General features: G+C 37.4%; 14 protein-coding genes. 6 read left to right on the top strand and 8 right to left on the bottom strand.

Translation table 11 applies throughout. From position 1 onward, the window contains the following. Nucleotides 1-91 precede the first annotated feature (91 nt). Nucleotides 92-343 (top strand): hypothetical protein, encoded by a 252-nt coding sequence (locus tag BUC06_RS07615; protein WP_073331964.1) that lies wholly within the window; start codon nucleotides 92-94, stop codon nucleotides 341-343. 128 nt (nucleotides 344-471) lie between these two features. Then, complete coding sequence (locus tag BUC06_RS07620; RefSeq protein ID WP_073331966.1) at nucleotides 472-2,781, top strand: GAF domain-containing protein; 2,310 nt, start codon at nucleotides 472-474, stop codon at nucleotides 2,779-2,781. Between the two features lie 124 nt (nucleotides 2,782-2,905). On the opposite strand, the gene BUC06_RS07625 is transcribed toward BUC06_RS07620, so the two are convergent. Further along, nucleotides 2,906-3,829, bottom strand: a complete 924-nt coding sequence (locus tag BUC06_RS07625) for a bestrophin family protein (protein ID WP_073331969.1) — start codon at nucleotides 3,827-3,829, stop codon at nucleotides 2,906-2,908. Between the two features lie 16 nt (nucleotides 3,830-3,845). After that, complete coding sequence (locus BUC06_RS07630) at nucleotides 3,846-5,027, bottom strand: Pycsar system effector family protein (RefSeq protein WP_073331972.1); 1,182 nt, start codon at nucleotides 5,025-5,027, stop codon at nucleotides 3,846-3,848. Between the two features lie 26 nt (nucleotides 5,028-5,053). On the opposite strand from BUC06_RS07630, the gene BUC06_RS07635 reads away from it, so the two are divergent. Continuing rightward, the gene (locus BUC06_RS07635) at nucleotides 5,054-8,767 is read left to right on the top strand and encodes a metallophosphoesterase (protein ID WP_073331975.1); all 3,714 of its coding nucleotides are present in this window, start codon (nucleotides 5,054-5,056) and stop codon (nucleotides 8,765-8,767) included. Nucleotides 8,768-9,052: 285 nt separating this feature from the next. After that, nucleotides 9,053-9,772, top strand: coding sequence for a hypothetical protein (locus tag BUC06_RS07640; protein WP_073331978.1), 720 nt, complete (start codon nucleotides 9,053-9,055; stop codon nucleotides 9,770-9,772). Between the two features lie 29 nt (nucleotides 9,773-9,801). On the opposite strand, the gene BUC06_RS07645 is transcribed toward BUC06_RS07640, so the two are convergent. From BUC06_RS07645 to ruvX, 6 genes are all read right to left on the bottom strand, one after another. Beyond that, the gene (locus BUC06_RS07645) at nucleotides 9,802-10,686 is read right to left on the bottom strand and encodes a hypothetical protein (RefSeq protein WP_073331980.1); all 885 of its coding nucleotides are present in this window, start codon (nucleotides 10,684-10,686) and stop codon (nucleotides 9,802-9,804) included. Nucleotides 10,687-10,688: 2 nt separating this feature from the next. Then, nucleotides 10,689-11,771, bottom strand: a complete 1,083-nt coding sequence (locus BUC06_RS07650; RefSeq protein WP_073331983.1) for an FUSC family protein — start codon at nucleotides 11,769-11,771, stop codon at nucleotides 10,689-10,691. 1 nt (nucleotide 11,772) lies between these two features. After that, the gene (gene mazG / locus BUC06_RS07655; protein WP_073331985.1) at nucleotides 11,773-12,540 is read right to left on the bottom strand and encodes a nucleoside triphosphate pyrophosphohydrolase; all 768 of its coding nucleotides are present in this window, start codon (nucleotides 12,538-12,540) and stop codon (nucleotides 11,773-11,775) included. Nucleotides 12,541-12,697: 157 nt separating this feature from the next. Next, a complete protein-coding gene (locus BUC06_RS07660; protein ID WP_073331988.1) occupies nucleotides 12,698-13,255 on the bottom strand; it encodes a DUF5606 family protein in 558 nt (185 codons plus the stop codon). Between the two features lie 79 nt (nucleotides 13,256-13,334). Beyond that, nucleotides 13,335-13,907: a peptide deformylase gene (gene def / locus BUC06_RS07665; protein WP_073331991.1), complete on the bottom strand. Its 573-nt coding sequence runs from the start codon at nucleotides 13,905-13,907 to the stop codon at nucleotides 13,335-13,337. Beyond that, nucleotides 13,904-14,320, bottom strand: a complete 417-nt coding sequence (gene ruvX / locus BUC06_RS07670) for a Holliday junction resolvase RuvX (RefSeq protein ID WP_073331993.1) — start codon at nucleotides 14,318-14,320, stop codon at nucleotides 13,904-13,906. The genes def and ruvX overlap by 4 nt, the downstream gene beginning before the upstream one ends. Before the next feature lie 115 nt (nucleotides 14,321-14,435). Here ruvX and BUC06_RS07675 point away from each other — a divergent pair, with 115 nt between their 5' ends. After that, a complete protein-coding gene (locus BUC06_RS07675) occupies nucleotides 14,436-14,912 on the top strand; it encodes a SixA phosphatase family protein (RefSeq protein WP_073332172.1) in 477 nt (158 codons plus the stop codon). Beyond that, the gene (locus BUC06_RS07680; protein WP_073331996.1) at nucleotides 14,893-15,777 is read left to right on the top strand and encodes an archaemetzincin; all 885 of its coding nucleotides are present in this window, start codon (nucleotides 14,893-14,895) and stop codon (nucleotides 15,775-15,777) included. The genes BUC06_RS07675 and BUC06_RS07680 overlap by 20 nt, the downstream gene beginning before the upstream one ends. The last annotated feature ends 7 nt before the right edge of the window (nucleotides 15,778-15,784 follow it).

Genomic DNA, 15,784 nt, shown 5'->3' on the forward strand with positions numbered 1-15,784 from the left:
TATAAAAAATTATAAACCTGTATACCAGAAACACTGAGTTTTTATTTTAAATATGCCGGAAAACAGTTAAATTTGAATAACATTGACCACCATGAAAAAAAATCTTATCACTCTATTGACATCTTCAATCATTGCAGCAGTTGTTTTTTATGTAAGCAAAGACAAAACAGATGTGGGCAATTACGGAATGCTTGTAGCGGCAGTTGCTATTATATTTAGCGTACCATTAATGAAATTTTTGTTTCCGGTAACCAAAGAGTTAAAGATTGGAACATCAGAATTCTATCCTAATCTTTTTCATAAAACTGTAGATTATTTTAAAAAGAAAAGCCACTACAGATAATGCTCTACCGATTTCAGGATTTTGTTTGATAATAAGAAGTAAAGCTGCAATAAAAGATAGTTTTTCACTAATTTATACCCAATCCGGAAGTGTTCTTTTTTTCATAACTTTACTTTAAATTTCAGCTTTTGGCCAATCTTTATAAAAAAGACGCTCCCTTTCAGGTTCTTATCTCATTCGAAAAATATTTGGATGTGCTGGAACATATCCGTTATAACGATCGTTTGGAATACCGTGCCAACTATGCTGAATCATTGATTGACAGTACCAAAAACTTTCAGGAACTGAAAGACGGCTTTCAGGATGTTTCCCTTCTCGAAAAACATAAAGACCTCATCAGACTGTTGCTTGCCGATCTTTTCCCGACGGGATTGACCAATAATGAGATTAAGGCAGCCAGTATTCCGCTTTCCAATGTCACTTTTAACTATACGGAACGTTTTAAAAATATCCTTAAAGATGCAGGAAAAGATTTTGAAATAGAGCTGAGAAATATCGATGACGATGAATTTTATGTATTCTGTTGCTGCCTCATCGTACAAACTTATTTCAAAAGAGACATCAAAAGTAGCATGCCTCTTTATTATGATATCCCGAACAGGCTGGGAATCATGAAACATTATAAGATCACAATCAATTCAGATTTTACGGATCTTTATCCTACTGAAACGGCAAAGATTCCTTCTGATGATGTACTGGATATGCTGTTGGAAAATCTCGATGATTTCCAGCTTTGGAAAAAATACTTCCCATCGCAATCGTGGGTGCTTAAAGGTTTTGCTATTATTTCTCTGGTAGACTGTACTTCAGAAGTCGCACTCTCTGACCTGAAGTCGAGTATGATAGAAATCGATCCCGAAGATCTCAGCCCGAATGAAAATCTTGTTGAAATTTTTAAATCTTATTTTGATGTACCGGAGCTTAATTTCGGACTGATGCTTTTCGATAAAAAAGATCAGAAACTGGGAAGACTTCCGATCTATGAAAATATTTTCACCCATCATGTTCTGGATTTCTGGATCAATGCATTTGATGAAGAAACCCGAAAGAGTACATTTACCAATTTAAACCATAATTCCAAACCGATTGTCATCTCGAATGTCAACAATCTGGATGAAAGTATCAAAGCTCTTCCTTCCTTCAGTATTTTAAGAGATAATAATATCAACAGCTTCATGGTGATTCCTATCATGAAAGACAATGATCTTCTGGCCATCATGGAATTCACCTCTCCACAAGCCAACAGCTTCAACGGATTAAAGCTGAAAAAAATGGAGTTTTTCACCGATATGATTCTTTTCTCCCTGAACAGATTCAGCTTTGAAAAAAACTACCAGATAGAAGCTATTATCCAGCGCGAATATACCTCCATCCACGACAGTGTGGTGTGGAAGTTCAGAAACGAAGCCGAGAAATATTTCAATGCTTCACTGGGAAAGAAAATGTATACGCTGAAACAGATCTCTTTTAAAAACCTGACTCCATTGTTTGGGTTCTCCGATATCCGTTCTTCTTCAGAAAAACGTTTTAATCTGATGCTTGAAGACCTCAACCAGCAAATTGAAACGCTTCAGGATTTATTTACCTTGATCAATTCTGACTCAGAAAAATATCTCCTGGCACTGGATGTTTTTGAAAATGAACTGAACAACGAGATCAAAGCTGATACGGAACAGCGTCTCCAAAGACTTTTAAGAGAGGAAATCCATCCTTATCTGCAGGGAAAACTGGAAATGAAGACGGACAAAAATATCAAGACCAGGATCAAAAATTATTTTGTACAGGTCTTTACACAAACCGATTTATTTTACGCCAACAGAAAAAGTCTGGATGATTCTATAACACTGGTTAACAGAAAACTGGCCGATATGCTGGATGAAAGTCAGGTTAAAGCACAGCAGATCTTCCCACATTATTATGAAAGATTTAAATCTGACGGTGTAGAACACAATCTGTACATTGGACACAATATTGCACCGGATCTTAATTATACTTCAAAAGAAGTCCACAAATTAAGATACTGGCAGCTTAAGACGATGTGCAATATGGAACGTGAATTTCAAAACTTTAAAAGAGATCTTCCCATCCAGTTAGATATTGCTTCACTGATCTTTGTTTATAATGAAAAAATAGACATCCGCTTCAGAATGGATGAAAAGCGCTTCGATGTAGACGGTGCCTATAATTCCTATTACGAAATTATAAAAAAACGTCTGGATAAAGCCCATGTTAAAGACTCTTCAGAAAGAATCACCTGTCCCGGAAAGATCACCATTGTTTATTTCGGTATGGAAAATCAGAGAGAATATCTGGAATATATCAACAAGCTCCAGAAAAAAGGAATTTTGCAGAATGATGTGGAATTTTTAAAAGTTGAAGATCTACAGGGAATTACCGGACTATTAGCATTGAGGATTTCATTAGCTGATGAATCATAAGCCCGAAAGAAACACCAAATCAAAAGAAGAAATTCTTAGAGCACATTAGAGATTATTATTGCTTATATTTTTTTAGTATTGTGAATTTTCATAATGTCATCTTTTCAACAAAAATAAAAAACCATCAATCGATACAGTAAGAATCCGGCTTTTTAAGCTCATCCTGTGGTATTCCCGCCTGTTCAAAAATAGAATATTCAATGGTTCTGCATATACTGTTCAGCGCCAGATCATTTTCCTCTTCTCCAAACGGTTCTCCTATTTCCTGAATAATGGCATCCAGTGCAATGAAGGTATAACTGATGAGAAGAACAATCAAAGGCATCATCCACCCCAGTGAATCCACCAATCCAAAAGGCAGCCAGAAGCAGTACAGATACACCGTCCGGTGAAGCAAAACGCTGTAAGCAAATGGCAGTGGTGTATTATGGATTCTTTCACACCCTCCCAAAATATTGGAAAACTGGTTCAGCTGATGATCCATAGAAGTCATTACGATGGTGTCGATATTTCCTTTTCGCTGTTGCTCATTCAGCCAGTCTGCAATAAACCCCAGAATAATGCTCGGAATAAATTTTTTGTCCTTCAGCTGTTCTGCATGCTCCGGAGAAAGAAGCCTGGTTAAATGCTCGGTCCCCGATTTGTCTCTTAGCTGGTAATTCAGAGACCAGCCGAATGCCGATATCAATTTAATCATCTTTTCCTTTTCCTCTTTTGATCCTGTTGATGGATCATTGACCAGGGAAAGAATCTGTCTTGTCAGCGATCTGGTTTCAATCACCAGTGATCCCCAGAGTTTACGGCCTTCCCAGAAACGGTCATAACTTGCGGAATTACAGAACCCCATGAAAATAGCCAGCGCGAGACCCAGCAAAGTAAAAATGGTAGGATTAAGATGTACTTTATAATCAAAGATCTTTCCTTTAAAAAAATAGATGGAGAGTGAAAATAACAAAATAACACTCAGCTGGACTATAATTTTCTTCAGTACGGAACCTCTCCATATAAACAACATTTTCAGCCAATTGGTCCGCTGTCTGACAATCATCTGTATTTTTTTTTAATTAAAGAGTAAGAAAAGCATAGGCAAAAGAAAGCACGGAAATAATGATTCCGGCCATAAAAATCTTATACGTAATTGATAAAAGCTTGTATTTTCTGTCAAGAACTTTTCCCAGAAAATAAAGATCCTTTACCATAGAATCGTAAATGTAATCCCTGTCCTTGATAAGATCTTTCATCGCCGTGTGATAGTCATTGAATATCATTTGGTGAAAATTTCCGAAGAACAGAAGATTTACTTTCCGGTCTGTAACGTCCTGAGCTGTAAAATTAGTTTTAGTTACATTCGGTTTTGTAGACAGTATGGCAAATATAATCGTCAAAACACTTGAAAGCAGCAACACAAAACTTGGAATGATCAGGTGGGCATTCTTAGGAGTATCCAGTTTAGGAACCAGTACAGAAAGACAAACTGAAATAATAATGGCATTAACGGAAAGAAGAATATTCGCTTTGCTGTCTGCAATATCACTCAGTCTCGTATGATTATTCAGAGTAACTCTGAACAGGGTATCAACGCTACGGTCAGATTTTGCTTCTTTAGGTTCTTTCTTATTATCGGACGATTCTTTTTTATCTTCTTTTTTATCCTCCTCTTTTTCCAGCTTCTTTTCTATCTTTTTGATATTTTTCTTTTTTAACGGCTCCCAGTTCTCCTTTGCATAGTCGGTGTAATAATGGTGCCTGTTTTTAAGCATATCAAGGTTTCCGGCATTCCATTCTTCATTGGAGAAGCATCTTACGTTGGTAAGCTCCCATTCTTTTCTCAGGGCATCGGAGATATCATTATAATCGTGGCTCGCGAAGTGACTGCAATCTGCATCTTTCACAATCTTCTCGAGAAGGTTCTGTGGTTCGTAGGTGATTTTTGTCGCCAGAATCAATCGCGAAACATCTTCGATATAGCTTTCGGGATAATTTTCCTGTTTCAGAAAATCGGCAAGAATGGTCACCCCTTTTTCTTCATGGTTCTGGGCACATTCTACATATCCGGTATCATGAAACCACAGCGCCAGGAGAACTTTTTCCTGATCTTCTTCGGATACAGAAGTATTTCGCATGATCTCCTCAGCCTTATTGACAGTATAGGTCGTATGAATAAAATTATGGTAAAAGTATACAGAAGATAACTTATCTTTGAATAAGATTTCGACATAATCTTTAGCTTTGTGTAAAATGCTCATTCCTGATTTTTTGTTAATGTAAATTTATGAATTTATCCTTTAAAACTCATTTAAAAAATACTTCTATTGCTTTTAGAGCAGTATTGTCTGCAGGAGTTCTTTATTCCTGCGCAACATATAACGTAAAAAAGGGTAAAAACTTATTTGAAGTGGAAAATTCTGATATAAAATCTGAAAATGATTTTAAAATTTTCCTGATCGGGGATGCCGGAAATGCGAACGAACCTCAGGCGCAGCACACCTTAAATTTACTCAAAAACAAACTGGATTCCGCAGACAGCAAATCTATGCTGATCTTCCTGGGCGATAATATCTATCCCAACGGTTTACCTAAAGAATCAGATAAAGATTACGCATCAGCGAAACAGAAGCTGGAGAATCAATTGTCCATCACCAAAAATTTCAAAGGAAAAACATTAGTCATTCCAGGGAATCATGACTGGAATAATGACCTGGAAGGATTAAAAGCACAGGAAGATCTTGTCAGGAATTATTTCAATGATAAAAAATCTTTCCTGCCTAAAAACTCATGTGGTATTGATGATATTAATCTGTCTAAAGACATCAAACTTATTGTCATTGACACCGAATGGGCTCTTGTAAATTGGGATCAGTATCCTGGCGTGAACAAAAACTGTCCGATCAAGACCCGCGAAGATTTCTTCACAGAATTTAAAGATCTCGTGACTAAAAATCAGGATAAAAGAATCATTGTTGCTTTGCACCACCCCATTATCAGTAGCGGAACTCATGCAGGCTTCAATTCTGCAAAATCACATCTTTATCCGTTGAAAAGCAAGGTTCCCGTTCCGGTGGTTGCCAGTGTCATCAATGTTCTGAGAAGTTCTTCCGGAGCAAGTCTTGAAGACATTAATAATCAACATTACGCAGACCTGGCCAACAGGTTGAAAAGCATCGTTCAGGATAAAGAAAATATTATTTTTGTTTCAGGACATGATCACAATCTACAGTATCATGAAGAAAGAAACATCAGACAGATTATCAGCGGTGCAGGTTCTAAAACAGACCCTTCCACCATTGCTGAAAAGACCGATTTCTCTTACGGAGGCAGTGGTTTTGCCGTTCTGAATATCAGAAAAGACCAGAGCACCGACGTTGAATACTTCTCTACAAAAGATAACCAGCTTAAAAAACTTACGCATATTTCGGTGATTTCAAAACCGGATGTATTTGTCAATAATTACCCAAAGTCCTTTCCCGCCACCGTTCAATCCAGCGTTTATCCTGTAGAACTTACCCAAAAAGGCAAAGTCTACCGTTGGCTTTGGGGAGAACACTACAGAAAATATTATGGAATCCCGGTTGATGCTCCTACCGCTGATCTGGCTTCATTGAATGGCGGGTTTAAACCTTTCAGAGAAGGCGGAGGAAACCAATCCAACAGTTTAAGACTAAAAGCAGCAGACGGCCAGGAATTTGTCATGCGTGGCGTGAAGAAGAGCGCGGTACGTTTCCTTAATAATATGGCGTTCAAAAAAAGCACTTTCGGAAATGAACTGAACAATACATTCCCTGAAAAGTTCCTGCTTGATTTTTATACGACCAATCATCCGTTTACTCCTTTTTCAGTAGGAAATATGGCAGATAAGCTGAATATCTTCCACAGCAATCCGAAATTATATTATATTCCGAAGCAATATGCTTTGGGAGAGTACAACAAAAATTACGGTGACGAAATGTATATGATCGAAGAACGTTTTTCTTCCGATCCTAAAACACTCGCTTCACTTGACAATGCCAAAGACATCCTTTCCACAGATGATGTTCTGAAAAATTTCACCAAAAATTACAAATATTCTGTAGACCGGGAATCCTATATCCGGGCAAGAATCTTTGATATGCTGATTGGTGACTGGGACAGACATTCCGACCAGTGGAAATGGGCAGAATATCAGGACGGTGATAAAGTCATTTATAAACCGATCCCGAAAGACAGAGATCAGGCGTTCAGTAAATATGATGGGGCTGCTTTTAAAATTATTATGAATGTTCCGGCCATCCGCCACATGAAAACTTTTAAGGAAGAGATCAAAAACGTAAAGTGGATGAATATGGAACCGTATCCATTGGATCTTATCTTTTTAAAAGGAGCAACTCCGGAGGAATGGGCTGCGCAGGCCAGATATATTCAGGAACATCTTACGGATGCAGATATTGATGAAGCATTTACCAATCTTCCAAAAGAAGTAAAAGATGAAACGATCGCTGATATCCAGAGAAAACTAAAAATCAGAAAAACAAAACTTCAGGACTATGCAGCACAGTATTATGATGTACTGCAGAAAAAAGTTCCTCTGGCAGGAACTGTAAATCCAGATAAATTCGTGATTACCAAAGACGGACATTCCGTTAATGTAAAACAATATAAACTGGATAAGAACAAAGAAAATCCTGAATTGGTTTTCGAAAAGACCTACGAAGATTCAAAAACGAAAGAGCTCTGGATCTACGGTCTTGAAGATCACGATATGTATGAAGTTTCGGGTGAAGGAAGACCGAAAATGAACATCAGGCTCATTGGAGGATATAATCATGATGTTTATAATATCGCTGATGGAAAAAGCGTAAAAATTTATGATTTTAAATCTCAGAAAAATACTTACAATGGTTCTGCCACGAAAAATATTTCTGATGATTATGATGTCAATACCTACAATTATAAGCATCCGAAGTATAATTTCTTTGCCGGTTATCCGAATGCAGATTACAATCCGGATGATGGGGTAATCTTAGGGGTTCTGGCTAATTACACAGTGAATAATTTCATCCGTGATCCTTATACTCAGAAACATAGTCTTAAGGCTAATTTTTATACGGCTACTGGAGGATTCAATGTGGCCTATAAAGGAATTTTCAAAAAAGCAATATCGGGATGGGATTTCAATCTTGATGCCGCTTTTACTACGCCAAGATTTGCCGAAAATTTCTTCGGATTATCCAACGAAAGTTTATATGATAAAGAAAATACAGAAAGAGAATACAACAGAGCAAGAATCTCCAAGTTTAATTTTGCACCTTCTATTTCTAAAAAAAGCTGGATGAACCTTCAGCATCAGTTCCAGCTTACGTTTGAGGATAATAAGGTTCAGCGTAATGATGACCGTTTTGTAGACCAGTCGCCGGATGTGAGACCTGAGGTTTTCAAAAGCCAGCAGTTTGCAGGAGCCAATTATACTTTCAGCTTCAAAAACTTAGATAATAAGGCTTTCCCTACCTTAGGTCTGGAACTCCTTGTAAAAGCAGACTGGAAAACGAATCTTGCCAATACCGAAAGAAATTATTTTACCCTGAACGGAACGCTGGGTATAGATCACAGAATTGACAAAAGAGGCAATTTTGTTTTTGCCAATTCCAGTCATGCGATGTGGATCAGCAATAACAATTTTGAATTTTACCAGGCAGCAAGTATTGGTGGAAATAATGGAATGAGGGCTTTCAGAAATGAAAGGTTTTCAGGGAAATCTTATTTCACCAACAATTCTGAGATCCGATGGGATTTCGGAAGGGTAAAAAACAATATCATTCCTGCCAATATGGGGGTTTTGATAGGCTATGATCTGGGTCGCGTATGGAATGACAATGAAGATTCCCAAAAGTGGCATCAATCTGTAGGAGCAGGCTTCTGGATGAGCGTCGTCGATATGTTCTCTGCCAGGCTGAATTACTTCTATGGTTCAGATGGAGGCAGAATTTCTGCAGGCGTTGGGATGACTTTCTAAATTGATCTGTTTTATCGTTTATACTTTAAATTTTACACGTAACTGTGGAGAAAGATTCACCCTATACATTAAATATCAATATAAAAGAAATTTAAAAATTCATACATTTCATTCGTAAATCACTACAAATAAAGCAAATACGATTTATAAAACGAACTCATATTTTCCACAACTTTCAATAAACACATCCATAGAACTATATGTTTGTACATCTTTTAAAAATTCAATGTTTTAAAAAGAATATATATTTGTTTTAAATTATTTCAACAAAAACAAAACTATAGGATGAAAAAAACGCTATTATACATGGCATTATTTGTCATGTCTTCACATGCGCACGCACAGGTGGGTATAGAGACTCCAACTCCACAAAACACATTACATGTCAACGGAAGCCTTCAGGTCGTTAAAGACCTTAATGTAGGCGGAAATGCCAAAACCAAAGGAAATTCGGGAAACCGGGGTGAGGTTTTGATGTCCAACGGAGCCGGAGCTGCTCCTACATGGGGAACTATTGAATCTCAGAATTTTTTAAAAGTAGTATTTGTAGGCAATAAAACCGATACAAATCCAAGTTCAGGAAGTTATACCGGTACAGGAAGCAATCCGGTAAGCACTCATGACAGCTACGCGAAGAGCTATGTTTATAATGTAAGCAACAAAATAGACAATACGTATCTGCAGTATAATACCAGCACGGGATTATTCACCGTGGTTAAACCAGGATATTACAACATTGTTCCCTATATTACGTATGATCTTAGCCTGAATGGTGATGGATATACAGCAGGAACAGCAAAGTCGTCTATTCAGAAGGTTTCTCCTGCAACGGAAACACTGGCCTCCATTTCTACAGGGCATGGCGAACGAACCCTGGCTGTGAACCACAACCTGTCTTCTATTACGTATTTTAATAAGGATGATACCTTCAGGATACGATGTGTTTATACCCAAAGTTTCAGATTATCTGCTGGAAACATTCACATTTCTTATCTTACTCCGTAAAGATATTTTTGAGTTTAACCCTTTTGCTATTATTTAGCCTGAGGGTTAAATTCAAATCTATATACATTACCTCCTGTCTCTTTATCTTTTTCATCAGCAATCAAAAGGGTTTTATCATCAAGGAAAACAACTGCTTCTTTCTGAGAGTTATGATTTAACGGTATTTTTTCAATTTTGGAAGTATTGAAATTATCTGCTGTAAATCCTGAAAGTACATGGATATTTTTATGGGTCAGCAAAACGATTGTATCATTTGTACTGCTCACTGCTGCTGAAGTAATGGCCGCATCACTGTATTTACCTTCAAGCTTTAATTTTCCGATGAGCTTAGCTTCAAAATCACCTTCTTTATTCGGAACCTGGAATACCAGGAAAGTTCCGTCAAAACCTTTGCTTCTATTCTTAGTAAAAAGATAGAAATTCCCGTTCATCTCTACGAAAGCTTCACAGTCGTACAGCCAGTTCGACTTTTTCGGTGGAAACTCTGTTTGTCCTTCATAATGAAATTTTGTAGTTTGGATGGCTCTTGTTGTCTTTTGGGAAGTATCTTTTAAGTCTAATTTCAAAATAGCCAGATTCTGCCTGTTATTGTCATTATTTCCAAAATCACCAATGTAAATATTTCCCTGCCCATCTTTCGTGATATCCTCCCAATCGTGATTTTCAGCATTATCAACCAGAACATCGGTTACCAGTTTACCCTGCATATCCAAACCATACACTACATTTTTATTTCCCTGATCTTCTATAGCCCAAATGGTATTTTTATCCTGAGACAATACGATCCCGGAAACTTCTTTCAGCTTTTTAGGCAAAGAAAACTCTACTTTCAAATCTTCAGTTCTAGGGGAATCCTGAGCTTTTGGATTACAGCTCCACAATAAAAAGGCCGATAGGGTAAGAATGCGCAACATAGCTATTTTTTTAATTTTTTAAACTGAAAATACGAGTACCGTATATTTTTCTCTAAGTTATTAATAATCTGCTGATGGTAAAGAAAAAAACCTGTCGCAAGCCCTATTAAACTTCCGATAATCGTGTCCAGAAGTCTTGCATGCATCAGATTTTCAACGTTATGATGTACCAGACTTCCGGTTTCCGTTAAAAGAATCGTTAAAGGCGTTATAAATATCACCGCAAAACCATAATTCCTTACAATCAGAAGTTCTATAATAAATTGCAGGACCGTGATCATGATGATCATTTCTATCTTGGCAGGATTCACCAACAGGATCAGCCATGCAAAACCTATTCCAATAAAAGTACCGAGAATTCTGTGCATATTACGTTGTCGGACATGTTCAAAATTCCGTCCCTGTATGATGGCTATTGCCGCAATGGAGATCCAATAGGTATTTTCAAATTTCAGAAGATGCCCTGTGATCAGCGTCAGCATCATAAAAAAACCGATAATACTGCTTTCTACAAATTTGGTATACCGTCTTTTATTAAAACTTCTCCTTCTTGGAAGCGATAAGACCTCTTCTTTTTCTATAAAAACAGAGTACAGAAAAGCCAGTGTACATGACAATATAGCTCCCATGGCTACGAGACCTACTCTTATGGGGATCATTTCAAGATCGAACTGATAAGTGCTCGCCATGGCTGCCAGCATGATAAAGAAAAAATTTCCGGGCGGGGGAATTTTAAAATAGGAGGTAATAAAATGAGCCAAAAAAGAAATAATTCCCAAAGACAGTCCTGCTGCATAAACATTAAAACTAAAAAACAGGCTGATGGTAAAAGAAAAAATCATCCCGAAAGCACAGACCGCCAGATGAATCATCCTTTGAGTGATAGGCGCTGAAGTGAAGTATAAAATAGTCAGAGCTCCCAAACTGGACAAGCTGCCATAATTGGGTTTTCCTAAAAAATAGCCTATAAAAAGACAGCTTCCGATACAAAGTGCCGCAAGAAACGGAAAATGCCATTTCCTTTCTGTTTTCTTGAATTCCAACAGATACTGAAACCGATGATGTGCGGGACGCTGAACCTTCATTTTATGACATCAGTTTTGCTTTCTCCCACAAAACATCCATTTCCTCTAAAGACAGATCAACCAGACTGATCTTGGATTCTTCAGCCAGCTTTTCCATTGTCTGAAATCTTGAGATGAATTTTAAATTCGTCCTTTCCAATGCAGAATCCGGATTCAATCCTGAAATTCTTGCATAATTAATGAGTGAGAAAAAGACATCGCCAAGTTCCAGTTCTTTTTTATCTAAATCGGTTTCTTCATGGAATTCCTGAATCTCTTCATCTACTTTTTTCCAGGCATCTTCTGCATCGTGGAATTCAAATCCGATTCCTTTTACTTTATCCTGAATCCTGTAGGCTTTTACCAAACTTGGAAGACTTTTCGGAACGCCACCCAAAATAGAGGTATTGCCTTCTTTCAGTTTCAGCTTTTCCCAGTTCTGCTTCACCTCTTCTTCATCTTTAACCTCCGTATCACCGTAAATATGAGGATGCCGGAAAATCAGTTTCTCATTTAAAGAATTGATGACATCAGCGATATCGAAACTTCCTTTTTCAGATCCTATTTTAGAATAAAACACCAAATGAAGTAAAACATCACCAAGTTCTTTTTTGATTTCCTGTAAATCTTCCTGCAAAATTGCATCTGAAAGTTCATAGGTCTCTTCAAGCGTCAAATGACGAAGTGATTGCAGGGTCTGCTTCTGATCCCATGGACATTTTTCACGCAAATCATCCATGATGTCTAATAATCTTCCGAAAGCTTCTAATTTTTCTTGTCTGGTATTCATAGGTCTTTGAAAATTCAAGTATTGCAAATTTAGGGTAAATCTTTATGAATAAAGTTCTTTTGTCCTGAAATCGCAGATCTGGTTTGGTCAAATAAAAAACAAAAAAATCCCTGGCAGAAGTTCTGCCAGGGATTTATATTGTACCATTCGGGATTGATTATCCTTTCTTAGTGTGTGTACTTTTTGGAGCTGCTTTCGCTGCGGAAGTTGCTTTTACTTTTGCAGGAGCAGGCTTTTCTGCTTTTGGAGCTGCTTTTTTAGGAGCATCTTTATCAATGCTTACTTCCCCTTGTTCACCATCCAATGTTTCAGATTCTGCTTTTACGAAGCTTTCAGGAGTGATGTATCCGGCTTTCTGAAGAATATTGTACCACTGAGCCAATTTCTTGATATCAGAAGCATATACTCTGTCTGTATCATAATCAGGAAGAGAAGCCGTCATAAAAACTTTAAGATCATCATCAGAAGATTTGTGGGAAATAGCTTCTTTATAATCATAATTTTTAGCAATATTTTCAAAAACCTCGAATAAAGGAACTTCTTTATCAAATGTAAACATGGCAATATTATCTAACAAACTCACCTGGCTGGAGTTTCCAATGCTTACTTTTTTCTTAGTCGTAACATCTTCAATGATAAAACCGTTTCTTAATTGAGAAACTAATTTGAAAAGTCCTGGCTTTCCAGAAATTGAAATTATTTTTTCTAACAGCATAATTTTATTTTTTGTAAATTCTGCAATCGGCACTGGGCTTTTTGCTGTTTATTATTTTGTTTTTTAATCCTTGTTTAAATTACTTTGGAAATCTCATTTTGTAACTGATGCTTACTTCTCCATTGGAGATTTTCGTCAGCTTACCTTTTACTAATTTTTTCTTCAATACGCTTAAATGGTCTGTGAACAAAACCCCTTCAATATGATCATATTCATGCTGAATTACGCGGGCTCTAATATCGGAAAAAGTTTCTGTATGTTTCACAAAATTTTCGTCATAATATTCAATGACGATCGTTCCCTTTCTTTTCACATCTTCTCTTACATCCGGAATAGAAAGACAGCCTTCATTGAATTTCCATTCTTCGCCTGATTCTTCAAGAATCGTAGCATTAATGAAAACTTTTTTAAAGTTGGCCAGCTCGTCTTTGATATCTTCGTAATCTTCGTCTTCTGCAAGAGGAGTAACATCAATGACAAACAAACGCAGGTCCAGTCCGATCTGCGGTGCAGCCAGACCAATCCCGTTTGCACTGTACATTGTTTCGAACATATTATCTATAAGTTCCTGTAAACCGGGATAATCTTTTTCTATATCTTTCCCTACTTTTCTCAAAACAGGATCCCCAAAAGCTCTTATCGGTAAAATCATCTTATTCTTTGTTCTAAAAAATTCTGCAGTATAATAGTTGCACTTACTTTATCTATCAACCCCTTTTCCTGTCTCTTTTTCTTGCTTTTTCCACTTTGGGAAATAAAAAAAGAAGCCATTTTGGAGGTAAATCTTTCATCCAGGCGGTGGACCGGAATACCGGAAAATTCTTTCTGAAATTCTTCAATGAATTTTAAAATATCCGTCTCCACTGCAGAAACATTTCCTTTCAGATCTGTAGGAAGACCTACTACCACATCATCCACTTTGTTTTCGGTGAAATATTTTTTCAGAAATTCCATCAAAAACCGGGTTTCAACGGTATCCAGGCCACTTGCAATAATCTGCATATCGTCTGTAGCAGCGATACCGCAGCGTGCCTTTCCGTAGTCTATTGCAAGGATCTGTCCCATAAGTGTGCAAATTTAGTAAAATTTAATGATTTTATTCATAACGCAGTTTTTTTATAAAAATCATGTTTTATTCCATTATTTTTTTTATAATTTTAATCTTCCAAAAAACGAAAATATGAAGAAACTCATCCTCGTAAGACATGCGAAAAGCGACTGGCCGGAAGAAACAGAGGATTTCGACAGACCGTTGGCAGACAAAGGATTAAAAGACGCGATGAACATGTCCAGATTCATGAAAAGCAATGATATTTCCATTGATCATTTTGTTTCCAGCCCGGCGGTCCGTGCACTGAATACGTGCAAAATTTTTAACCAGACCTATCAGCTTAATGTCTCTACGGAAGATAAGCTTTATAATCCCTCGGAAAGAAATTTTGAATCGGTGATCTACGACCTGGATGACAGCGTGGGTTCTGTAGCCCTTTTCTCTCATAACAACGGAATTTCCAATTTTGCGAATTCTATCTCTGAAGATATTTTTCATTTCCCTACCTGCGGAGTTGCCGGTTTTGAGATCGACTGCAATTCGTGGTCTGAATTTGACGGTGCCAAAAAGAAACTCCTGTTCTTTTATGAGCCCGGTAAAATATAATTTTATCTTTTTGTATCTGATTCCTCTCCTACTCTTTTTTTCATGTCAAAAAAAGGAGAAAACCTATATTGAAACTGTTGCGCTCAATGATGTTCAGCTCACCAAAGCCAAACCCGGTGACTGGAGATATTCCCGTGATGAGCCCTTTCAGACTTTTGAAGATTTTCAAAAGCTGGACAAAATAAAACCAGAACCTGGAAAAAACACGATTTACCTTCAGCCCATAGGAGAATTCAATGATCTTCAGAAGAAAGAAATAGAACGTACCAGAGACTATTTGAGTACGTATTTTCAGCTCAGTACAAAAGTCCTTCCGGTTTTACCCAATACTATTTTTCCCAAAATGGCAAGGCGAATTTTTAAAGATGGTCAGGAGCAGATTTTGGCAGGTTATGTTCTGGAGAATATACTGATCAAAAGAAAGCCTAAAGATGGTGTTGTTTTAATGGGAATCACAGAAAAAGATCTTTTTCCGAGACCTGAATGGAATTACGTTTTCGGGCAGGCCTCTTACAAAGACGGGGTGGGCGTCACATCCATGTACAGGTTTTCTAACGGCAATCTTTCTGAATCCAATTTTAATGAAAGTCTTGAGAGGCTGATCAAGATAAGCTCACATGAAATCGGGCATATGTTCGGAATCAGCCACTGCCTGAATGCAAACTGCGTGATGAACGGAACCAATTCGCTTTCTGAAACCGACTTTCATTTTGCCAGAGCCTGCTCACTCTGCCAGCAAAAATTGAATTCAACCCTTCGGTATGATCAAAAGAAACGCCTGACTGCTCTTAAGCATTTCTTTGAAAAACAACATTTAAATGCTGAGCTTTCCCGCACAGAGCAAGATCTTAATTTGTTAAAGTAGGTCACTT

It is taken from the genome of Chryseobacterium carnipullorum (genome assembly GCF_900142785.1).
Lineage (GTDB): Bacteria > Bacteroidota > Bacteroidia > Flavobacteriales > Weeksellaceae > Chryseobacterium > Chryseobacterium carnipullorum.

Bases quoted from the DNA above. Each gene is read 5' to 3' on its own strand.
- BUC06_RS07660 (WP_073331988.1), bottom strand. From the start codon at position 13,255: ATGCTGTTAGAAAAAATAATTTCAATTTCTGGAAAGCCAGGACTTTTC.
- def (WP_073331991.1), bottom strand. From the start codon at position 13,907: ATGATTTTACCGATAAGAGCTTTTGGGGATCCTGTTTTGAGAAAAGTA.
- BUC06_RS07630 (WP_073331972.1), bottom strand. From the start codon at position 5,027: ATGAGCATTTTACACAAAGCTAAAGATTATGTCGAAATCTTATTCAAA.
- ruvX (WP_073331993.1), bottom strand. From the start codon at position 14,320: ATGGGACAGATCCTTGCAATAGACTACGGAAAGGCACGCTGCGGTATC.
- BUC06_RS07625 (WP_073331969.1), bottom strand. From the start codon at position 3,829: ATGATTGTCAGACAGCGGACCAATTGGCTGAAAATGTTGTTTATATGG.
- BUC06_RS07675 (WP_073332172.1), top strand. From the start codon at position 14,436: ATGAAGAAACTCATCCTCGTAAGACATGCGAAAAGCGACTGGCCGGAA.
- BUC06_RS07635 (WP_073331975.1), top strand. From the start codon at position 5,054: ATGAATTTATCCTTTAAAACTCATTTAAAAAATACTTCTATTGCTTTT.
- BUC06_RS07640 (WP_073331978.1), top strand. From the start codon at position 9,053: ATGAAAAAAACGCTATTATACATGGCATTATTTGTCATGTCTTCACAT.
- BUC06_RS07645 (WP_073331980.1), bottom strand. From the start codon at position 10,686: ATGTTGCGCATTCTTACCCTATCGGCCTTTTTATTGTGGAGCTGTAAT.
- mazG (WP_073331985.1), bottom strand. From the start codon at position 12,540: ATGAATACCAGACAAGAAAAATTAGAAGCTTTCGGAAGATTATTAGAC.
- BUC06_RS07615 (WP_073331964.1), top strand. From the start codon at position 92: ATGAAAAAAAATCTTATCACTCTATTGACATCTTCAATCATTGCAGCA.
- BUC06_RS07650 (WP_073331983.1), bottom strand. From the start codon at position 11,771: ATGAAGGTTCAGCGTCCCGCACATCATCGGTTTCAGTATCTGTTGGAA.
- BUC06_RS07680 (WP_073331996.1), top strand. From the start codon at position 14,893: ATGAGCCCGGTAAAATATAATTTTATCTTTTTGTATCTGATTCCTCTC.